Raw genomic sequence first — 19,392 nt, forward strand, 5'->3', positions numbered from 1 at the left:
CCCTCGTCCCGGATCAGCTTGGTGATCTTCTTGGCCTGGTCCTGGGCGATGCCCTCCTTGACGGTGGACTCGATGCGGTACTCCTTGCCGGAGGCGTAGGGCTCACCGGAGTCCAGGGACTTCAGCGAGATGCCACGCTTGACCAGCTTGGACTGGAAGACGTCCAGCACGGCCTCCGCGCGCTCCTGCGAGTTGGCTTTGATGAGGATCTTCTCCCCGGAGAAGTCGATGTCCGCGCCCACGCCGCGGAAGTCGTAGCGCTGGGAGACCTCCTTCTGCGCCTGGTTCAGGGCGTTGGAGACCTCCTGCTTGTCGACCTTGCTGACCACGTCGAACGATGATTCCGATGCCACTGTCCACTCCTTGGTTGCTGGGGTGCCGTCCCCGGAACACGGGCACCGCGTGCTCACGCGCTCCAGAACTCCTTGACGCGGTCCGCGAGCTGTTCCGCCTGTGCGAGACCGGCTTCGAACGAGGGTATCCGACGCGCAGGATCCAGGGGATTCCTGCCGAACGCCGCGCGGCTGGCGCCGTCTGCGGTGATGTGGAACGCGTCGCCGGTCTCCTCGATCAGCAGCAGCGACTCGTCCAGGGTGGGGCCGAAGGGGCTCGTGCGCGGTTCGGGGTTGCACGAGATCACCAGCACCTTGTCGTGTCCGGCCGCGAGGTCCGCGTTGGTTGCGGAGCGCATCCCACCGTCCATGTAGGCGTGGCCGTCGATGTGCACCAGGGGGAACACCGTGGGAACCGTGCAGCTTGCCGCCACGGCCTTTTCCAGGAGCACGCTGCTGCGGGCATTGAAGACCGTGAAGGCGCCGTCCGCGCTGTCCACGGCGGTGAGTGCAAGCTCGCCCGTCGGCCAGTCGCGCGGCAGCGTGTGACCGATGCGCGCGAGCCACGCCTCCTCGGTCATGACCGCGGTCGATGCCGTCGCCCGCGCCCCGAGCCGCGCGCGGGCATCCTGCGGACCCGTGGCGCTCTCGGCAGCCGTTCCCATCAGCTGCACGAACTTCTCAGCGTCGAACGGCGGTGCGGCCGGTGAGGAGACGGGTCCCTGCGCGTCCGCGCTGGCCTGGGGAGACTCCGTGCGCGGGAAATGCGTGGTGAGGGCGTTGGCGCGCAGCTGCACCGCCACGACAGACCCCGCAGACGTACCCACTACGAGGTCCGCGGCCCCGAGGTCCACCCCAGAATCCAGGAGACCCGCGAGGAGACCGCTCTCCCAGGCGATACCTGCCGTTCCGCCACCGCCGAGCACAACAGCGCGGGTGGTTGATGTGCTGTTCTGCATGGTGTTTTCCTCCTGGCGACGATTTTGGGGCCCAAAGGCTCACCGTGTACTGTTGAGGTGCTTCGTCGCACACAGTACGTGTGCGTTGGATGCCTCGGCAGGTTACCCGAGCGGCCAAAGGGGGCTGACTGTAAATCAGCTGGCAACGCCTACGGGGGTTCGAATCCCTCACCTGCCACCGCCGCCGGCGTGCGTGACACCGGCAAGAGTGAAGGAGCCTTCCCGGACCGAGAGGTCCGGGAAGGCTCCTTTCGTGTAACCGGGTCCAGCCCCAGGGACCGTGACAACGCGGCGTCGCCCGGGGTTGCACGCACCGGCATCTCGGCGGGTGCGCACCCGCCGCATCTTCGCTCGTCGCCGCGCGCACCGTGGCCTCGCCAGGTGGCGGGGACGACGACGTCGCCCCGCCTGCTCGCGGCGGCCCCACCGGGGGTCCTTGAGCCGGCAGTGAACGGTCTGGAGTGCTGGGGAGGCGGCGTCCTATCGTGGACGCATGGCTACTGTAGAGATCACCCAGGACACCCTGGGCCAGACCATTTCTGACAACGACATCGTGTTGCTGGACTGGTGGGCAGACTGGTGCGGACCGTGCAAGCAGTTTGCGCCCACCTACGAGACGGCCTCCGAGAAGAACCCGGACATCGTGTTCGGCAAGGTGGACACCGAGGCGGAGCAGGGCCTGGCTGCAGCCGCCCAGATCTCCTCGATCCCCACCCTCATGGCGTTCCGCGAGGGCATCCTCGTCTTCTCCCAGCCCGGAGCGCTTCCGGCGTCCTCCCTGGAGGAGGTCATCGGGGCGGTCAAGAACCTTGACATGGACGAGGTCCGTGCCGAGGTGGCCAAGCAGGCCGCCGAGGGCGGAGCAGAGCCCGAGGCGCCTCAGAACTGACAGTTCCCCGCGCTGGCAGGTCTCCGGCATCGGCCGGTTCGTGGCCCTGCCGCAGCACATGAGCGGGCCACACCGAGCCCGTGAAGGACACGAACGAGGGCGGCTCCCCATTGGGGAGCCGCCCTCGTTCTGTGTTCAGGCGGGGTGCGTCACGCGGCGGAGACGCCCAGCAGGGAGCCGATCAGGAACGTGACGGCCAGGGCGATGGCGCCACCCACGACCACGCGCGTGGCGGCGCGGGCAACGTGCGGGGTCTCGCCGAGGCGCGCCCCCAGGGTTCCCGTGAGGGCCAGGGCGATGAGCACCGCCACGAAGGTGACGGGAATCCGCCACTCGGGTGGCGGGAGGAGGATCGCGAGCACCGGAAGCAGCGAGCCGACGAAGAACGAGAGCGCGGAGGAGATGGCGGCGGCCCACGGGTTGGCGATGTCGTCCTCGTTGATGCCGAGCTCCGCATCCAGGTGGGCCTTCAGTGCGTCCTTCTCGGTGAGCTCGAGCGCCACCTGGTGCGCCGTGGCCTGGCTAAGGCCGCGCTCGCGGTAGAGCTCCTCGAGCTCCTCCAGCTCGGCATCGGGCATCTCACGCAGCTCCCACTTCTCCCTCTCGATCAGCGCCTCCTCGGAGTCCTTCTGGCTCGACACCGAGACGTACTCGCCCAGGGCCATGGAGAGCGCACCACCGATCACGGCGGCGGTTCCGGCGACGAGGATGGGCCCGGTTGAGACGGTGGCACCGGCCACGCCCACCACGGTGGCGGCCACAGAGACGATGCCGTCGTTCGCTCCCAGGACGCCTGCGCGCAGCTTGTTGAGCCTTTCGCCGGAGGCCTTGGCGTGGGGTTCTGGAATGGTGTGCTGTGACATGTTCCGTAGTCTGCGCCGGATCCGCAGGCGTCGCCAGGCAGGACAGCCATACCTCAACCATCCCAGTGGCGGTGGCCTCAGTGGTGGCGATGGTCCGCCGGGGTCATCCGGGGTCCGAACGACGGCTTGCGGTGGCCGCTGGCCTTGATGAGTCGCACCACGCGCTGGCGGTGGCCGCGCCACGGCTCGAGCAGCTCGAGCATGCGGGCATCGGATCCCGGGGCACCGTCGAAGAACCAGCACACGTAGTCCGCCAGGTGGTAGTCGTACACGCTCACTCCGTCCGGATCCGCGTGGGTGCACTGGGTGATCTCTGCAGCCGTCCACGGCCCGATCCCGTCGATCGACTGCAGCGCCTGCCTCACCCGCGCCGGATCCGTGTGCTCCGCCAGCCGCTCCAGCGCCGAAGCCCGGTGGACCACGCGCATCACGGTCGCTGAGCGCGCCGGGTCCACGCCGGCCCGGTGCCACTGCCAGGAGGGGACGCGGCGCCACTGCTGCGCACTCGGCGGCACGCGCATCCCGTGCGGGGCGGGTCCGGGGGCGTCCTCGCCCACCCAGCGCAGCAGAGCCCTGTGCGCGCGCACTGCCTCGATGGCCGTGACCCGCTGCTCCAGCACGGACACGACGGCGCGGTCCAGCACAGTGCCGGTGGCCGGCAGCCGCAGCCCTGGGTGCTCGTGCCGGGCCCGGGTCAGGGATGCGGGCAGCTGCCCGTACGCGGGGGAGGACTCGAACGCCGTCCAGTCGTCGGCGGCTCCCACCCAGCGAGGTGCGTTCGGCAGCCATGCGAGCGCCCCTGGTCCCCAGGCTTCCGCCAGCACGTCCCGCTCGAGCGGCTTCGTCTCGCGCTCCTGCGGTACCCGGGAGAAGCGTGCACTGACCGGCAGCCCCTTCCACCGGGCCGTGATCCACACGCAGTCCTCTCCGAGCACGCGCACGGTGGGGTCCTCCGCCCCGCGCGCGAGCACACGCAGGGTCTGGGCCAGGTGCACCGGTGCGGCCGGCGTCCAGCGCGCGGTGGCGGCAGGTTCCTCGGGAACTCCGGCGCGCGCCGTCGTCCTCCGGGCGGCCCTGGTGCTCACGTGCGTCGTCATGACCCCAGAATCCCACCGCCCTCCGACACGCACACCGCGCCGTCCCGGCGGCACGGGAAGCCGCTCGACACGTCCGGCAGCAGCAGCGACGGTTCGACGACCGCGCGGTACCTTGACCGGGGGAGGCCCCACCGCCCGACCCGTGCACCGGTCCGGCGCCGCACCGACTCCCATGACGCTCCGCCACCAGCAACGCCCTCTCAGCAACTGCCATCCCCAACACCGCACCCCAGCGGTACCGCACAGATCCCGGACGGAGAACCGGTGACCCCGCAGCGCACATCCCCCCTGCAACCCACCGGGTCCGCCCGCTGGCTCCCCGCCCTGGTGGGCGTGCTCGCGACGGCCCTGTACTGCGCGCTGTCCTGGAGCCAGTGGATCAACTGGGAGGTGCCGTCGTGGGACAACGCAATCTTCACGCAGCTGCTCTCCTCCTACGCCTCCGGCCGCGGCCCCGAGGTGGACCTCAAGGGCCACGGCTTCAACCTGCTGGGCGACCACTTCCACCCGCTGCTGATCGTGCTGGCCCCCGTCTACAAGCTCTTCCCCTCCGCCCTGACGCTGATGCTCGTGCAGGACGTGCTGTTTGGCATTGCGACGGCGGTGGTCACCCGTTGCGCCACCCGGGTGCTGCGCGCGGCCCCCGCGGCGGCCGTGGGGGTGGCCTGCGCGCTGAGCTTCGGGCTGCAGAACGCCGTGGCCGTCCAGTTCCACGAGATCGCCCTGGCCGTGCCGCTGCTCGCGCTCTCCCTGAGTGCGTGGCGGGAGGGCAGGTGGGGTGCGACCGCGCTGTGGGCCGCTCCCCTCGCCCTGGTCAAGGAGGACCTGGGGATCACGGTCGCGGTGATCGGCACCCTGCTGGTGGGCCGCGCGGTTCTCCCGTTCGCCCGGCGGTGGGCTCCGGAGGCACGACGCCGCCTGGCAGGCCTCACCGCCGCGCTGCGGCAGCCGGACGCGGCGGTCCCCGGCGGCCCGGGAACTCCGGGAACTCCGGGGACCACAGGAACCACAGGACCGGCAGAAACCCTGGGACGCACCGGGGGCAGCGTCGAAAACCGGGGAAGCGGCGTCGTCGTCCTCGACCGCGCCCAGTGGCGCAGCGACCTGCGCGGCCTGCGGCGCGATCCCGTGCTCCTGTGGGGCGCGGTGCTCGCCGTGTGGGGCATGGGGGTGTCCGCGCTCGCGGTGGGTGTCGTGCTGCCGGCGCTGAACCCGGCGGGGGAGTTCGCCTACGCGGACAAGCTGGACCCGGCCGGCTTCCTGCGGGATCCCGCGTCCGCCGTGATCCTGCTGGTGGTCCCGGTGCGCAAGCTCGTCACGTGGCTGCTCGCGCTGCTGAGCGGTGCGGTGGTCGCGGTGCGCTCGCCCGTGCTGCTCGTGGCGCTGCCCACCCTTCTCTGGCGCATGCTCTCGCCCAACGAAGGCTACTGGGGCCCCGGCTGGCACTACAGCGCCGTGCTGATGCCCGTGGTCTTCGTGGCGCTCGTGGACGCGGTCGCCCGGCTGCGCGGGGACGCGGACCGTGCCCGACGCCGCACGGGCGGCACTGCGCCCACCTCGCCGTCCGCGCGGTTCGAGGCGCCGGTGCTCACCGTCCTGGCGGCCGGGGCGCCGTGGGCGGCGCTCGTGATCGCGCTGGTGGTGGGGACGGTGCAGCCGCTCGCGCAGCTGGTCACGCCCGCCGCGTGGCAGCCGGACCCGCGCGGGGACGTCAAGGCCGCGGCGGTCGCGGAGATCCCGGAGGGCGCCAGCGTGGCCACGGACCTCTCCCTGATGAACGCGCTGGTCAGCCGTACGCGCGTGCACTGGATCGGCAACGGCGAGGATCCCGCTCCGGAGTACGTGGTGGTGGACCGCTCCGGAGGCACGTGGGGGACCACGCCGCCGCAGGACGTGGCCGGGTACGCGCAGGACGTCTACGGGCACCGCTACACCGTGGTCAGTGACGAGGCGAACATCGTGGTGGCCCGCGAATCGTCGTGAGGCGTGACCGCCGTGCGATAGGATGGGGGTTCATCATCCCGGTTCTCTGTCCTTGCAGCACCGTTTCGCCGTTACCGGCACGTCGGTCCTGGACATCAGCGGTCGTTCCGCTCGCACCGGTGCCAGTCACTCCATTCCACCGAAGCGAGGTTCTTCCGTGCCCACTGAATCCACCCCCGACGACCACACGAACGCCCACACCGTGGCTCCCGCGAGCGAGCCGGGCGAGACCCGGATCGTGACCGAGGACGACGCCGCCGCCGTTGCGGACGCCGCGCCGGCCACCGAGCCGGGCGACGTCGCCGACGCTGCAGAGCAGGCACCCGCCGTCACCGACGCCCCCGTGAACCACGACGTCGAGACCCGCGAGGTCAAGACCCAGGACGTCGAGACCCGGGACGCGAAGAGCCAGGACGCAAAGACCCAGGGCGAGCCGGAGAAGGACGCCCAGGCACCCGCCAAGGACTCCTCCGACGAGCCCCAGCTGCCCACCTTCGCCGAGCTCGGCGTGGACGGGCGCGTGCTGGCCGCCCTCGACGAGGTCGGCTACGAGTACCCCTCACCCATCCAGGCGGCCACGATCCCCGCGCTGCTCAGCGGCCGCGACGTCGTCGGCCTCGCCCAGACCGGCACCGGCAAGACCGCCGCGTTCGCGGTCCCGGCGCTGTCCAAGCTCGCGGAGCTCTCGGACCTGCACGGCCCGCAGCGCAGCACCCGCGTGCTCGTGCTGGCCCCCACCCGTGAGCTCGCCCTGCAGGTCGCGGAGGCCTTCGGCTCCTACGCCACCCACCTGGACGACTTCACCGTGCTGCCCGTCTACGGCGGCTCCTCCTACGGACCCCAGCTGGCCGGGCTCAAGCGCGGCGCGCAGGTGGTCGTGGGCACGCCCGGGCGCGTGATCGACCACCTCTCCAAGGGCTCCCTGAAGCTCGACGACATCGCCTACGTGGTGCTGGACGAGGCGGACGAGATGCTGCGCATGGGCTTCTCCGAGGACGTCGAGAAGATCCTCGCGCAGACCCCCACCGAGAAGCAGGTGGCGCTGTTCTCCGCCACCATGCCCAAGGCGATCCGCCGCATCGCGCAGCAGTACCTGCGTGACCCGCAGGAGATCACCGTCAAGGCGAAGACCACCACGGGCACCAACACCCGCCAGCGCTACATGCAGGTCATGGGCCCCCACAAGCTGGACGCCATGACCCGCGTGCTGGAGGTCGAGGACTACGACGGCGTGATCGTCTTCGTGCGCACCAAGGCGGCCACCGAGGAGATCGCGGACAAGCTCAAGGCGCGCGGCTACACGGCTGCGGCGATCAACGGCGACATCCCCCAGAACCTGCGCGAGCGCACGGTGGACTCCCTGCGCGAGGGCAAGATCGACATCCTCGTCGCCACGGACGTGGCCGCCCGCGGCCTGGACGTGGAGCGGATCTCCCTGGTGGTCAACTACGACATCCCCCACGACACCGAGTCCTACGTGCACCGCATCGGCCGCACGGGCCGCGCCGGTCGCAAGGGCGAGGCGATCCTGTTCATGACGCCGCGCGAGAAGTACCTGCTGCGCGCCATCGAGAAGGCCACGCGCCAGCCGGTCGAGCAGATGCGCGTCCCGTCCACGGACGAGGTGAACCAGACCCGCAAGGACAACTTCGCGCAGCAGATCGAGGAGACCATCGAGTCCGAGGACCTCACGCTGTTCCGCGAGCTGGTGGAGCGCTACGAGTCCGAGCACGACGTCGACGCGGTGGAGATTGCGGCCGCACTCGCCGTGATCGCGCAGAACGGCCGTCCGTTCCTCGTGCAGGACCTGCCGGAGGTGCCCCAGCGCAAGCGCGACCGGGACCGTGACCGTCAGGACGGCGGCGGGCCCCGCAACCGCCGCGCCCCGGGCGAGGAGGCCGGCATGCGCACGTACAAGCTCGCCGTGGGCCACCGCGACCGCGTGGTGCCCGGCTCCGTGGTGGGTGCGCTCACGCACGAGGGCGGGCTGAACGGCTCGCAGATCGGCGCGATCGACATCCGCCCCACGTTCACCCTCGTGGGCCTGCCCGAGAACCTGCCGGCGGGCACGCTGGACAAGCTCTCCAACACCCAGATCAACGGTGCACCCATCCGCATCCAGGAGGACCGCGGACCGGGTGGCGCCCGCAGCGGCGGCGGTGGCAACCGCTTCCGCGGCGGCGACCGTGACCGTGCACCCCGCAACGACCGTGGTGGCTACCGCGGTGACCGGGGCGGATCCCGGGACGACCGCGGTGGGTACCGCGATGATCGCGGGGGCTACCGCGACGACCGCGGCGGCGGACGCCCGCGCGGCGGCGGCTCCTCCTACCAGGACCGTCCCCGCAAGAAGAGCTACGGCAAGAACAACGGTGGCTACTCCGGGCGCTGAGCGCCTCCGAGCCAGCACGCGGCCCCTGCTTCGCTGAGAAGTGGAGGCCGTGTGCTGTTCCGGGCCAGCTCGTCGGGAGACCCCCGGGGCGACCAGCGGCGTCGCCGTCTGGGCGGGCAACCGATGACCCGGGACCGATTTTTGCGCGGGGCCGTGATCCTGTTAGAGTATTCCGCGTTGCCCCGATAGCTCAGTGGTAGAGCGCCATCTTGGTAAGATGGAGGTCCCGGGATCGATTCCCGGTCGGGGCTCTCATGATGAGAACCCGCGGTTCTTCGTGGACTGCGGGTTTCATCCATGATGTGGCGGTGTAGCTCAGCTGGTTAGAGCGCACGACTCATAATCGTGAGGTCGACGGATCGAGCCCGTCCACCGCTACCGTTCAGGCGCCGTTCCCCTCGGGGAGCGGCGCCTTTTCTCGTTCTGGCCGCGAGATGGTGCCGTGCGATGAGGACGACGACGGCGCCGGGCGCCCGCGGGTCCCCGTGGCCGCGGACGGGACGCTCGTGGCCGGGGACGAGACCGCCCTGCCTGCCATCGCGCACTGGCTCGAGGAGTGACCCAAAGGGGGAGCGGGGCAAGGTCCTCATCGAGGTGGGCAGCTCGAGCCACCGCCAGGAGCCCACGATGCCCGAGGGCGTGGAGCACACCTGGCTCTTGCGTCACGGGGCCGAGCCCGGCACCACCACGGTGCTCCAGGACGCGCTCACGAGCACCGAGTAGTGGCCCGGCACCCCGTTCGCGTAGGTGGCGGGAGGGGCCGCCACGCTCGCTTCCCTCCGCCGCTGGCTGCGCAACCGAGAAGGGCCTGGGCCGAGAGCAGATGGAGGTCACCGGGTACTTGAAGCGCCCATCCACGACGGCCTCCGCGGCCCTCGTTCTCCACGACGTCCTCGACGCGCACGGCAGCCCTGCGGCGTACGGCCTGAGAGAGCTCGGGCGCGAGCTGCTCGACGAGCACCTGAGCGAGGACCTGGACCTGGATGGCGCGGAGGCCTGGGAGGAGACCACGGCCAGTTTCTCCCTGCTCGCGGCGGTCCGCGGGGGCGACGGCGCCCGCTCGGCCAGGGCGCGGACCCGCGCGGACCGGGCGGCCCGCCTCGAGCTCGCGGAGCTCTTCGTCCGGGAGCAGCCCGAGCGGCGGGTCACGGTGCTCGAGGAACCCGCAGAGCTGGAGGTCCTGCGCCGTCGGCACGCGCCCCACCCCCGGATCGACCACGCACCCCTGCCGGGCGACGAGGAGTGCGGTTCCCACGGCGCACCGCAGGAGTCCTTCGACGCGGTGGTCCTGGCCATGGAGCTCACCCCCCGCACGGACGAGCGTGCGCAGCGGCTGCTGGACGCGCACCGACGGACGATTTCGCGAGCTCCTGGCCACGAACGGGTACGAGCTGGTCTCCTGCCGCAACGTGGGCTGGAGCGGGCAGCTCTACACGGGGCACCCCGCGGGCGCGACCGGCCGCACCGGCTGAGCACCGGACCTCCCCGGATCGCTGACGTCCCCGGGCACCGTCGCGACCAGAGACCAGAGACCAGAGACCAGAGACCAGAGACCAGAGACCAGAGACCCAGCCCGGCCACCGGATAGGCTGGGCCCGAAACCCCGTGAGGAATCGAGGAGAAGATGGCCGTATCCGCAGACGTGGTGGGCAGGACCTACCCGTCCATCGCCCCGTACCAGGTGGGTCGCGAGAAGATCCGTGAGTTCGCCGCGGCCGTGAAGGCCACGGACCCCGCCCACCACGACGTCGCCGCGGCACAGGCCGCCGGGTACGCGGACCTCGTGGCGCCGACCACGTTCGCGATCGTCGTCTCCCAGAAGGCGGACGCCGCCCTGGTCAACGACCCCGAGGCCGGGATCGACTTCTCCCGCGTGGTGCACGCGGATCAGCGCTTCACGCACCACCGCCCGATCGTCGCGGGGGACGAGCTGACCGCCGCCGTGACCGTGGACGCCGTGCGCCCGCTGGGCGGCGGGGCCATGGTCACCTCCCGCGTGGAGGTCACCACCGTGGCCGGTGAGAAGGTTGCCACCACCGTGTCGTCCCTGCTGGTGAGGGGTGAGGAGCAGTGAACGTGGGGTTCGAGAGCGTCGAGAAGGGCCAGTCCGTGGGGGAGCGCACCGTGAGGGTGTCCCGTGCGGACCTTGTGGCCTACGCCGGGGCCTCCGGGGACCGGAACCCCATCCACTGGAACGAGGAGTTCGCGCGCTCCGTGGGCCTGCCCAACGTGATCGCCCACGGCATGTTCACCATGGGTGCCGCGGTGGGTCTGGTGACCGAGTGGGCGGGTGATCCCGGGGCCGTGGTGGACTACCAGACGCGCTTCACCAAGCCCGTGGTGGTCCCCAACGCGTTCGACACCACCGTCACCCCGAGCACGGGACTCACCGTGAGCGGCGTGGTGGGAGCGGTCGACGCCGAGGCCCGCACCGCCCGCGTGGACCTCACCGTCACCGCACCGGACCTCTCGGAGCCGGACGCGGACCCCGCCACCGCGAAGCCACTCAAGGTCCTCGTGAAGGCCCAGGCGGTCGTGAGGTTCCCCGGATAGAGTTGCTTTCATGAATGCTCTGCGCCTGTCCGACCTCACGACCACCGCCGTGGGCGGACCCGCCGCGGCACTCGTGGAGGCGGGCTCCGAGGAGGAGCTGCTGTCCGCGGTTGCGGCCGCCGACGACGCCGCGCAACACGTGCTTCTCGTGGGCGGCGGGTCCAACATCCTGGCCTGCGAGCAGCCCTTCGAGGGGATGGTCGTGCACGTGGCCTCGCGCGGCGTCGTCGTCGTCGACGAAGCTGACAGCCAGGTGCTCGTGGAGGTTGCCGCGGGGCACCCGTGGGACGACGTCGTGCGCGAGACCGTGGCGCAGGGGCTCGCCGGACTGGAGACCCTCGCGGGGATCCCCGGCACCGCGGGCGCAACCCCCGTGCAGAACGTGGGCGCGTACGGCGCAGAGGTCTCCCAGACCATCGAGAGAGTGCGCACGTGGGACCGCGAGGAGCGGCGCGAGCGCACCTTCGGCTTCGAGGAGCTCGAGTTCTCCTACCGCGACTCGGCGCTCAAGCGCAGCATGAACGCGGGGTCCCCCCGCTACGTGGTGCTGTCCGTGACGTTCCGGCTGCGGCGGCAGGACGAGTCGTTGCCTGTGCGCTACGCGCAGCTAGCGACCGCCCTCGGTGTGGAGGCGGGGCAGTGCGCACCGCTGGAGCTTGTGCGCGAGACCGTCCTGCGGCTGCGCGCGAGCAAGGGCATGGTCCTGGACCCCGAGGACCGGGACACCTTCAGCACCGGGTCGTTCTTCACGAACCCCGTGGTGGCGCAGGAAGAACTGACCGACTGGATCCCCGCGGACGCCCCGCGCTACCCCGTGCTGGACGCCCGGGGCCACGAGGTGCCCGGTGCGGTGAAGTTCTCGGCGGCATGGCTGATCGACCACGCGGGCTTCGGCAAGGGCTTCGGCCTGCCGGGAACCCGCAACGAGCTGCTGGACCTGGACGGCGCTGCCGTGGCGGGGGGCCGGGCCTCGCTGTCCACGAAGCACACGCTCGCGGTGACCAACCGGGGCTCCGCCACGGGGGAGGAGGTCGCCGCCGTGGCCCGCACCGTGCAGCGCGGGGTGGCCGAGGTCTTCGGGATCACCCTGGTGCCTGAGCCCGTGCTGCTCGGGCTGTCCCTGTGACGCCGGTGGGCCGGCCGTGAGCTCCGGGCTGCACGAGGAGATCGAACGCGGCGAGCAGGGCGGTCTCGTCCACCAGTTCGTGCTGCGGATGCGCGTGGCCTCGGACCGGCACCCCGCTCTGCGGGTGCTCCACAAGGCCACGGTGATCGTGCTCGGCACGGTGTTCGTGCTCGCCGGGATCGTGATGCTCGTGACCCCCGGCCCGGGATGGTTGTCCATCTTCCTGGGGATCGGGATCTGGGGCACCGAGTTCGAGTGGGCGCACCGCCTCAACCTGCGCATCAAGCGCGCGGCCCTGCGCGTGTGGCGGTGGTGGACCAACCTGGTCGCGGAGCGGCGCTACCGCCGGGCCCGTGACAGGCCCCGCACACAGAAGCAGGGGCCCCGGCACCTGCGTGCCGAGACCCCAGAAGCCTCCTAGCCCCTCGCCTGACGACGCCGTCTCGACGCCGTGGCGCTCGTCGACGCCCCCGGCCCCGGTGCTGGCGCCGCTCGGAACTCCGAGGTGCCCACAGCGCCCTCGTCCCGGGCGCGGGGCGGGTCAGAGCGTTCCGGTCGCGATCTTCAGCATGCGGCGCACGGGCTCCGCAGCACCCCACAGCAGCTGGTCGCCCACGGTGAATGCGGAGACGTACTGTGGGCCCATGCTCATGGTGCGGATGCGGCCCACGGGGATCTGCAGAGAGCCGGAGGCTGCCACGGGGGTGAGGTCTCGCATGGAGTCCTCCTTGGTGTTGGGCACCACGGTGGCCCACTCGTTGTCCGCGTCGAGCAGGCCTTCGATCTCCGCCACGGGAACCTCGTCCCGCAGCTTGATGGTGAGTGCCTGCGAGTGGGAGCGCATGGCGGCGATCCGCACGCACAGCCCGTCCACCGGAATGGTGCTGTCTGCACCGCGACCCAGGATCTTGTTGGTCTCCGCCTGAGCCTTCCACTCCTCGCGGGACTGGCCGTTGCCGAGGTCGGCGTCGATCCACGGGATCAACGACCCGGAGAGCGGCACCCCGAACTGGGTGGCGTCCAGCTCGCCGCTGCGCTGCTTGGCGAGCACCGCGCGGTCGATCTCAAGGATCGCGGAGGCCGGGTCTGCCAGCTCGTCCGCCACGGAACCGTGGATGTCCCCGAACTGCTGGATCACCTCGCGCATGTGCCGGGCACCGCCGCCGGAGGCCGCCTGGTAGGTCATGGACGTGGCCCACTCCACCAGGTCGTTGCGGAACAGCCCGCCCAGGCCCATGAGCATGCACGAGACCGTGCAGTTGCCGCCCACGAAGTCCTTCACACCGCGCTCCAGGGCAGAGTCGATGACGTCCCGGTTCACGGGGTCCAGCACGATCACGGCGTCGTCGTTCATGCGCAGGGTGGAGGCTGCGTCGATCCAGATGCCGTCCCAGCCGCGGGCGCGCAGGTCGCCGTGTACGGCCTTGGTGTAGTCTCCGCCCTGCGTGGTGACCACCACGGGGAGCTTCTCCAGCTCGTCGAGGTCGTACGCGTCCTTCAGAATCCCGGCGTCCCCGGCGCCCTCGACCGTGGGCGCGGCGCCCCCGGCGTTGGACGTGGAGAAGAACACGGGGTCCAGGCCCGCGAAGTCGTTCTCGGTGCGCAGCCGGTCCATGAGCACGGAGCCCACCATGCCGCGCCACCCGATGATACCTACAGTGGTGGGTTGTGAAGTCATGCCCACCACTCTACCGGCGGCGCCGGCTCAGCCCCGGGCCCCCGGGCCGGAACTGGTGACCAGCAGGTCCCGGTAGCCGGGGAAGCGGTCCATGTAGTCCTGGACGTAGCTGCACGTGGCCCGGACTTTCACCCCGCGCTCGCGGTAGTCGTCCAGCACCCGGGTCACGAGCGTGCGCGCGTAGCCCTGGCGGCCGAACTGCTCGGAGATGATGGTGTGCTGCAGGTCCACGGTGCCGTCCTCCAGCAGCTCCACGCCCAGGAAGCCGATGTACTGCTCCCCGTCCCACAGCTCGTAGCGGGAGGCGTCGTGGTTGGGGACGATCCGCAGCTGCGGGCTCGGGTTGACCTGCGGGGTATTCTCGCTCGTCACGGTGGGGCCTCCGATCGTTCGGGTGTGTGGAAGATCACGCTATCCCATGGGCTCGCGGTCGTACTCGTCGATCCGGAACCGGGTGCCGTTGCCGGCCCGAGTCCACCCCTCGACCTGCGTGCGGTGCCACGCGTCGTCGAGCCCGGGGGCGTGGGTGTCCCCGGGGACGTCCATGTCCACTGTGGTCACGAGCACGCGGGTCAGAGGCAGCTCCGGGTGCGCGGCGGCCTCGCGCCACACGCCCGGCCCCCCGATCACCCAGATCTCCCGGGCGGGTTCGGGTGCGTCTGCTCCATCACCGCCGCGGGGGCCGACGACGCCGCTCGTGGACTTCGCGACCCGGCCCCCGCCGGGGGAGCGGGCGCCGTCGTGCCCTGCCAGGGGATCCTCTGTGAGGGACACCGCCAGGCGCAGCGCGGTGGCGTAGGAGTCCACTGCCCAGACATGCTCGCCGTCCGCGGGGACGGACTCCGGGCGGGACGTGACCACGATGTTGGGGCGCCCGGGCAGCGGCCGGAAGCGCTCCGGGAAGGACTCCCACGTGCGACGGCCCATGACCACGGGGTGGCCGATCGTGGTTCGCGCGAAGAACTTGAGGTCCTCCGGGAGGTGCCACGGGATCCCACCGTCCACGCCGATCACCCCGCCCGGCGTCTGCGCCCAGATCCCCCCGATCAGGGGCGACCGTGACGTGTCGTGCGCGCTCACACCGCCACCGGTGCCTTGATGCCGGGGTGGTGCTGGTAGTCGAGCACCTCGAAGTCCTCGTAACGGTAGTCGAAGATGGACTCCGGCCGCCGGGCGAGCCGCAGCCGCGGGTACGGGTAGGGCTCACGGGAGAGCTGAGTGGCCACCTGCTCCACGTGGTTGGTGTAGATGTGGCAGTCGCCGCCGGTCCACACGAACTCGCCGGGCACCAGGTCGCACTGCTGGGCCACCATGACCGTGAGCAGCGCGTAGGAGGCGATGTTGAACGGCACGCCCAGAAACAGGTCCGCCGAGCGCTGGTAGAGCTGGCAGCTCAGGGCGTCCGGGCCCTCTTCGCGGGGCTGCACGTAGAACTGGAACAGGGCGTGGCACGGGGGCAGCGCCATCTTCTCCACCTCCGCCGGGTTCCAGGCGGTGACCAGGTGGCGGCGGGAGTCCGGGGTGGTGCGGATGGACTCCACCACGCGCGCGATCTGGTCGATGCTCTCGCCGTGCCCGGCCGGCCAACTGCGCCACTGCACCCCGTAGACGGGGCCGAGCTCACCGTCCTCGTCCGCCCACTCGTCCCAGATGCTCACGCCGCGCTCCTGCAGCCACCGCACGTTCGACGAGCCGGAGAGGAACCACAGCAGCTCCAGCGCCACGGACTTGAAGTGCACCCGTTTGGTGGTCAGCAGAGGGAAGGACTCGGAGAGGTCGTAGCGGATCTGGCGCCCGAAAACGGACAGCGTGCCGGTGCCCGTGCGGTCCGTCTTGCGGGTCCCGTTCTCGAGCACGTCCCGCAGGAGGTCCTCGTACGGGGTGGGAATGGTGGGCATGGGTTTCCTTTCAGGACGACGACGCCGCGGTGGCCGGGTCAGTCGTCGAACGGAGAGATGACCTCGAAGGCCACGGCGGGGGAGCGCTGCGCGCCGCGGGGCATGTGCAGCACGATCATCTGCCCGGGACTGAGGTACGGGTCCGCGTCCGGGAGCTGCTCCGCGAGGGCGGGTGGCATGTGCCTGCCGAGCACCCTCAGCACGGTGGGCAGCACGGGGCGGTGGGTGCACAGCACCACGGGACGGTCCGTCTCGAAGAGCTGCTCGGTGACCATCGCGGCACGCTTGGGATGCCGCTTGTGGGTGGCCTCCGTGAGCTGGGCCCGCTCCTTGACCTTCACGCCGTGCTTCTTGGCGTAGGGCACCACGGTGGACATGCAGCGAAGCCACGGTGAGGTGACCACGCGCTGGGGCTGCCACGACGCGAGCAACCGGGTCACGGCCAGGGCCTGGCGCTTGCCGGTGGCCGCGAGCGGCCGGTCCCCCTCGGCGCGCTGCCACGAGGAGCGCGGCTTGGCCTTGGCATGGCGGATCACGATCACCGGGCGGGTGGCCAGGGACCCGCTCGAGTGCAGCCGGACCAGCTCGTCCAGGGGAGCGACGTCGTCCTTGTTCGTCAGCCACTTCCGGGCGCGCTGCGCGGTGACCCACTCCATGCGGTCCACCTCGTCGTCCTCCGGCGCGGCCTTGACGCCGGGGGCGACCTCCGCGGCCCAGTAGCGCACGAGCTTGAGGTTGCGGCGCACCTTGTAGACGGAGTCCGCGAGATGCACGCCCAGGCAGATCCGCAGCCCGGTCTCCTCGTGCAGCTCCCGCACCGCCGTCTCGGGGAGGGTCTCGCCGTCGTCCTGCTTGCCCTTGGGCCAGGACCAGTCGTCGTAGCGGGGGCGGTGGATGACGAGCACCTGCAGCTCGTCGTCCACGACCCGCCAGCACAGGCACCCCGCCGCGAGGATGTCGTACTTGCCCGGGGGGGAGTTCTTTGCCATGTTCCGTTCTCCGTCGTCCGAGACCCAACACCCCCGCCCGCGAGCCGCGGGCGGGGATTTCGGTAATGATGCTATCCGCGCTCAGCCGCGGTACATGACGTCCACGTGCCAGCGCTCGAAGCCCAGGGACTCGTACAGCGCCACCGCCGAGGTGTTCTCAGCGTCCACGTACAGCATGACCTCGTCCAAGCCTTGCTCCGCCAGGTGGTTGATGCCCGCGGCGGTGAGCGCGCGGCCCATGCCCGAGCCCTGCTGCTCCGGGGCCACGCCCACGGCGTAGACCTCTCCCATCGCGGCACCGTCCCCCGAGGCCGGGTGGACCTTGGTCCAGTGGAAGCCCAGCACGGTGTCCGGGTCCTCGGCGCGCACGGCCAGCAGGAAGCCCGCGGCGTCGAACCACGGGGCGTTCTCCCGCTCCTGCAGGTCCCCCAGGGTCAGCCGGCCCTGCTCCGGGTGCTGGGCGAAGGCCTCCGAGTTCACGCGCAGCCAGGCCTGCTCGTCCCTGCCCACCTCGAACGGACGGATCTGCACGCCGTCGGGCAGCGTCACGTCCAGGGGAACGTCCTGTGCCCCGGCGACGGCGCGCTTGTAGCGGTAGAGGTCGCGCACCGGGCTGAGGCTGTAGAGCTCCGCGAGGCGCTGGGCGGCGGGCTGGTTGCCGTGCGCCCACGCCTCCACGGTGCCGTCCACCATGGCGCGCAGCTGACCGCCGATGGCCGTGGCCACCCCGCGGTTGCGGTGCTCGGGGTCCACCACGAGCTCCACGGTGAACGTGGAGGCGGCGTCCGGCTGGGGGACCACAACGGCCGCACCCACCAGGGTGCCACCGTCCGTGGCGGTCACGCAGCTCACGCCGGCGCGCCCGGAACGGAGGTCCACGAGAGTCTGGTCCGAGAACGGCGGCTCGCCGTCCACGCTCTCGGCCCGCTGGGCGAGGGCAACGAGGTCCTCCGGATCGGGGACGTTCTCGTACGGGGTTACTGTCACGGCCATGGTTGTCTCCTCGTTGTGGCGGGCTCGCGTGGTCAGGGGGTCTGTTCCCGGCCCCCGGCGAAGCTGTAGCCCACGTTACGCACCGTGGTGATCAGGTGCTCGTGGTCGGAGCCCAGTTTGGCTCGCAGCCGACGGACGTGGACGTCCACGGTGCGGGTGCCCCCGTAGTAGTCGTAGCCCCAGACCTCCGAGAGCAGCTGGTGGCGGGTGAAGACCCGGCCCATGTTCTGCGCGAGGAACTTCAGCAGCTCGAACTCCTTGAACGTGAGGTTCAGGGGGCGCCCGCCCACCTTCACGGTGTAAGTGTCCTCGTCGATCAGCACGGAGCCGGCGCGGATCACGCTGTCGTCATGGGTGGCGGCGCCCGCCCCGCCCCCGGCGCTCACGAGCCGCAGCCGCGCCTCGACCTCGGCGGGACCGGCGGTGCTCAGCACGACGTCGTCCACGCACCACGACGCCGCCACGGCCGCCATCCCGCCCTCGGTCACGGCGAGCAGCACGGGCAGCGTGCGCTCGCGGGCGGACAGCGCCTGGGCCGCGTTGCGCGCGGCCACGAGGTTGTGCGTGCCGTCCAGGACCACGACGTCCGGGCGGCGCGGGCCGGTGAGGCTGCCCGTGGCCTCGAGGGGGTGGACGTCCACCCGGTGCGAGAGCAGCTCCAGCGCAGGCAGCGCGGTCGCCGCGGCGTCGGCTGCGGGGCTGAGCAGGGCGATGTGGGACACGGTGGGATCCGCTCGGACGGGGGTGGCCGGTCCCGCGCGGGGCCAGCCGAGGACCGCTCCAGTATAGGAGCGGTAGCACGTGCCACCCGGTCGCCGGTGGCTTGCACCGGCGGGCCCGCGTCCGGGCCGAGGTGCGGTCCGTGGAACCGGGTCTGCCCACGGCCACCACCCCAGCGACCGCCTGATTACCCGGGTTGGTCCGGGCGGGGCGCCTGGCCCGGTGCTGGAGGCGAGGCCGTTAGGCTGAGGTGCAGCACAGCAACCCGCCCCGGCCCGAAGGACCCCCGCACATGACGTACGCGCGCATCATTGTCGCCGCCGTGGTGGCGCTCGTCCTCGCGCTGGGCGCCGCGGTGCTCGGGTCGTGGGCCCCACTGGTGGTGTCCGTGGGCATGGCTGTGACGATTGGCTTCGGCTGGCCCGCGGCGGCCGGGATCCAGGCGCGACGCCGCCACAACGTGCTGATCGCCGCCGCCGGGACCCTCGCGTGCCTGCTCGTGCAGCTCTACCCCTCCCAGCGTCTTGTCTGGCTTCCCGCGATCATCGGCGTGTCCTTCATGGCCGCGTGCGTCGCGGAGCTCGTGCGCGGCGAGGGTGCCAAGTACCGGCTGGAGTCCGCCTTGGCCTCCGTGACGGGTGTGCTGGCGGCCGTGGCGTCCTCGGGCTGGATAGCCTTCGCGGGGGTTGCCCACGAGCGGGGGCTGACCGGCTGGCTCACCGTGGCCGGGGTGGGGGCGCCGCTCACACTGATCCTCGTGGTGGCGGGCGCGCGCGTGATCTCCGCGGCCCCGGAGAACCTGCCGCGCAGGGGCATGATCACCCTGGGCGTGACACCCGTGGCGCTGCTCGGAATGGTCGCCGTCTTCACCGGTCAGGTGCTCGCCGCCGTGGTAGCGTGAGCCCATGCTTGGTCTCGAA

General features: G+C 71.2%; 21 protein-coding genes and 3 tRNA genes. 13 read left to right on the forward strand and 11 right to left on the reverse strand.

Translation table 11 applies throughout. The annotated features are described in order from the left end of the window. Window positions 1–353, reverse strand: a 353-nt coding sequence (locus tag B3G12_RS04700; protein WP_290499374.1) for a DUF520 family protein, incomplete at its 3' end; no start/stop codon positions are given. A 53-nt stretch (window positions 354–406) separates the two neighbouring features. Beyond that, window positions 407–1,291 (reverse strand): patatin-like phospholipase family protein, encoded by an 885-nt coding sequence (locus B3G12_RS04705; RefSeq protein WP_144941705.1) that lies wholly within the window; start codon window positions 1,289–1,291, stop codon window positions 407–409. Between the two features lie 96 nt (window positions 1,292–1,387). Between B3G12_RS04705 and B3G12_RS04710 the strand changes: the two genes are divergently transcribed. After that, window positions 1,388–1,469 (forward strand) — tRNA-Tyr (locus tag B3G12_RS04710). Between the two features lie 315 nt (window positions 1,470–1,784). Next, entirely contained in the window at window positions 1,785–2,180 is a 396-nt protein-coding gene (locus B3G12_RS04715) for a thioredoxin family protein (protein ID WP_126874630.1), read from the forward strand. A 149-nt stretch (window positions 2,181–2,329) separates the two neighbouring features. Here the strand turns inward: B3G12_RS04715 and B3G12_RS04720 are convergent, their stop codons facing one another. Then, window positions 2,330–3,043 (reverse strand): VIT1/CCC1 transporter family protein, encoded by a 714-nt coding sequence (locus B3G12_RS04720; RefSeq protein ID WP_126874631.1) that lies wholly within the window; start codon window positions 3,041–3,043, stop codon window positions 2,330–2,332. A 77-nt stretch (window positions 3,044–3,120) separates the two neighbouring features. Next, window positions 3,121–4,140 carry a DNA-3-methyladenine glycosylase family protein gene (locus B3G12_RS04725; RefSeq protein ID WP_144941707.1) on the reverse strand — a complete coding sequence of 340 codons (1,020 nt, stop codon included), beginning with the start codon at window positions 4,138–4,140 and terminating at the stop codon, window positions 3,121–3,123. Between the two features lie 264 nt (window positions 4,141–4,404). On the opposite strand from B3G12_RS04725, the gene B3G12_RS04730 reads away from it, so the two are divergent. The 10 genes from B3G12_RS04730 to B3G12_RS04775 all read left to right on the forward strand — a co-directional run bounded on the left by B3G12_RS04730 (window position 4,405) and on the right by B3G12_RS04775 (window position 12,615). Continuing rightward, a complete protein-coding gene (locus B3G12_RS04730; protein WP_144941709.1) occupies window positions 4,405–6,123 on the forward strand; it encodes a DUF2079 domain-containing protein in 1,719 nt (572 codons plus the stop codon). 157 nt (window positions 6,124–6,280) lie between these two features. After that, on the forward strand, window positions 6,281–8,515 hold the full coding sequence (locus tag B3G12_RS04735) for a DEAD/DEAH box helicase (protein WP_290499376.1): 2,235 nt from the start codon (window positions 6,281–6,283) through the stop codon (window positions 8,513–8,515). 179 nt (window positions 8,516–8,694) lie between these two features. Then, window positions 8,695–8,766, forward strand: a tRNA-Thr gene (locus B3G12_RS04740). Between the two features lie 53 nt (window positions 8,767–8,819). Next, window positions 8,820–8,893: transfer RNA gene (locus B3G12_RS04745), tRNA-Met, on the forward strand. 56 nt (window positions 8,894–8,949) lie between these two features. Beyond that, window positions 8,950–9,075, forward strand: coding sequence for a hypothetical protein (locus tag B3G12_RS04750; protein WP_260983305.1), 126 nt, complete (start codon window positions 8,950–8,952; stop codon window positions 9,073–9,075). Window positions 9,076–9,356: 281 nt separating this feature from the next. Beyond that, a complete protein-coding gene (locus B3G12_RS04755; RefSeq protein WP_290499377.1) occupies window positions 9,357–10,103 on the forward strand; it encodes a hypothetical protein in 747 nt (248 codons plus the stop codon). A 36-nt stretch (window positions 10,104–10,139) separates the two neighbouring features. Then, window positions 10,140–10,589, forward strand: coding sequence for an FAS1-like dehydratase domain-containing protein (locus B3G12_RS04760; RefSeq protein ID WP_144941713.1), 450 nt, complete (start codon window positions 10,140–10,142; stop codon window positions 10,587–10,589). After that, complete coding sequence (locus tag B3G12_RS04765) at window positions 10,586–11,068, forward strand: MaoC/PaaZ C-terminal domain-containing protein (RefSeq protein ID WP_144941715.1); 483 nt, start codon at window positions 10,586–10,588, stop codon at window positions 11,066–11,068. Before B3G12_RS04760 ends, B3G12_RS04765 begins: the two co-directional genes overlap by 4 nt. Before the next feature lie 10 nt (window positions 11,069–11,078). Then, window positions 11,079–12,194, forward strand: a complete 1,116-nt coding sequence (locus tag B3G12_RS04770) for a UDP-N-acetylmuramate dehydrogenase (protein WP_144941717.1) — start codon at window positions 11,079–11,081, stop codon at window positions 12,192–12,194. Window positions 12,195–12,210: 16 nt separating this feature from the next. Continuing rightward, window positions 12,211–12,615 (forward strand): PGPGW domain-containing protein, encoded by a 405-nt coding sequence (locus tag B3G12_RS04775; RefSeq protein ID WP_144941719.1) that lies wholly within the window; start codon window positions 12,211–12,213, stop codon window positions 12,613–12,615. A 120-nt stretch (window positions 12,616–12,735) separates the two neighbouring features. Here B3G12_RS04775 and asd read toward each other — a convergent pair whose 3' ends face one another. From asd to B3G12_RS04810, 7 genes are all read right to left on the reverse strand, one after another. Further along, window positions 12,736–13,872 carry an aspartate-semialdehyde dehydrogenase gene (gene asd, locus B3G12_RS04780; protein ID WP_144941721.1) on the reverse strand — a complete coding sequence of 379 codons (1,137 nt, stop codon included), beginning with the start codon at window positions 13,870–13,872 and terminating at the stop codon, window positions 12,736–12,738. Between the two features lie 27 nt (window positions 13,873–13,899). Continuing rightward, on the reverse strand, window positions 13,900–14,244 hold the full coding sequence (locus tag B3G12_RS04785) for a GNAT family N-acetyltransferase (protein WP_144941723.1): 345 nt from the start codon (window positions 14,242–14,244) through the stop codon (window positions 13,900–13,902). A 39-nt stretch (window positions 14,245–14,283) separates the two neighbouring features. Beyond that, window positions 14,284–14,952 (reverse strand): dihydrofolate reductase, encoded by a 669-nt coding sequence (locus B3G12_RS04790; RefSeq protein ID WP_244944715.1) that lies wholly within the window; start codon window positions 14,950–14,952, stop codon window positions 14,284–14,286. Further along, window positions 14,949–15,770 carry a thymidylate synthase gene (locus B3G12_RS04795; protein ID WP_055085589.1) on the reverse strand — a complete coding sequence of 274 codons (822 nt, stop codon included), beginning with the start codon at window positions 15,768–15,770 and terminating at the stop codon, window positions 14,949–14,951. The genes B3G12_RS04790 and B3G12_RS04795 overlap by 4 nt, the downstream gene beginning before the upstream one ends. Window positions 15,771–15,808: 38 nt before the next feature. Then, entirely contained in the window at window positions 15,809–16,759 is a 951-nt protein-coding gene (locus tag B3G12_RS04800; protein ID WP_144941725.1) for an NUDIX hydrolase, read from the reverse strand. 81 nt (window positions 16,760–16,840) lie between these two features. Beyond that, a complete protein-coding gene (gene mshD / locus B3G12_RS04805; protein WP_055085594.1) occupies window positions 16,841–17,752 on the reverse strand; it encodes a mycothiol synthase in 912 nt (303 codons plus the stop codon). A 32-nt stretch (window positions 17,753–17,784) separates the two neighbouring features. Next, window positions 17,785–18,474 (reverse strand): response regulator transcription factor, encoded by a 690-nt coding sequence (locus tag B3G12_RS04810; RefSeq protein WP_055085596.1) that lies wholly within the window; start codon window positions 18,472–18,474, stop codon window positions 17,785–17,787. Between the two features lie 290 nt (window positions 18,475–18,764). Between B3G12_RS04810 and B3G12_RS04815 the strand changes: the two genes are divergently transcribed. Further along, the gene (locus tag B3G12_RS04815) at window positions 18,765–19,373 is read left to right on the forward strand and encodes a hypothetical protein (protein WP_094394968.1); all 609 of its coding nucleotides are present in this window, start codon (window positions 18,765–18,767) and stop codon (window positions 19,371–19,373) included. Window positions 19,374–19,392: the final 19 nt, after the last annotated feature.

The organism is Kocuria sp. UBA5001, from assembly GCF_002398425.1.
Taxonomy (GTDB): Bacteria; Actinomycetota; Actinomycetes; order Actinomycetales; family Micrococcaceae; genus Kocuria; species Kocuria salsicia.

What these genes read in the sequence shown, in the direction of transcription:
- mshD (WP_055085594.1), bottom strand. Translation starts at nt 17,752, where the DNA reads ATGGCCGTGACAGTAACCCCGTACGAGAACGTCCCCGATCCGGAGGAC.
- B3G12_RS04795 (WP_055085589.1), bottom strand. Translation starts at nt 15,770, where the DNA reads ATGCCCACCATTCCCACCCCGTACGAGGACCTCCTGCGGGACGTGCTC.
- B3G12_RS04770 (WP_144941717.1), top strand. Translation starts at nt 11,079, where the DNA reads ATGAATGCTCTGCGCCTGTCCGACCTCACGACCACCGCCGTGGGCGGA.
- B3G12_RS04720 (WP_126874631.1), bottom strand. Translation starts at nt 3,043, where the DNA reads ATGTCACAGCACACCATTCCAGAACCCCACGCCAAGGCCTCCGGCGAA.
- B3G12_RS04800 (WP_144941725.1), bottom strand. Translation starts at nt 16,759, where the DNA reads ATGGCAAAGAACTCCCCCCCGGGCAAGTACGACATCCTCGCGGCGGGG.
- asd (WP_144941721.1), bottom strand. Translation starts at nt 13,872, where the DNA reads ATGACTTCACAACCCACCACTGTAGGTATCATCGGGTGGCGCGGCATG.
- B3G12_RS04750 (WP_260983305.1), top strand. Translation starts at nt 8,950, where the DNA reads ATGGTGCCGTGCGATGAGGACGACGACGGCGCCGGGCGCCCGCGGGTC.
- B3G12_RS04815 (WP_094394968.1), top strand. Translation starts at nt 18,765, where the DNA reads ATGACGTACGCGCGCATCATTGTCGCCGCCGTGGTGGCGCTCGTCCTC.
- B3G12_RS04705 (WP_144941705.1), bottom strand. Translation starts at nt 1,291, where the DNA reads ATGCAGAACAGCACATCAACCACCCGCGCTGTTGTGCTCGGCGGTGGC.
- B3G12_RS04725 (WP_144941707.1), bottom strand. Translation starts at nt 4,140, where the DNA reads ATGACGACGCACGTGAGCACCAGGGCCGCCCGGAGGACGACGGCGCGC.
- B3G12_RS04715 (WP_126874630.1), top strand. Translation starts at nt 1,785, where the DNA reads ATGGCTACTGTAGAGATCACCCAGGACACCCTGGGCCAGACCATTTCT.
- B3G12_RS04760 (WP_144941713.1), top strand. Translation starts at nt 10,140, where the DNA reads ATGGCCGTATCCGCAGACGTGGTGGGCAGGACCTACCCGTCCATCGCC.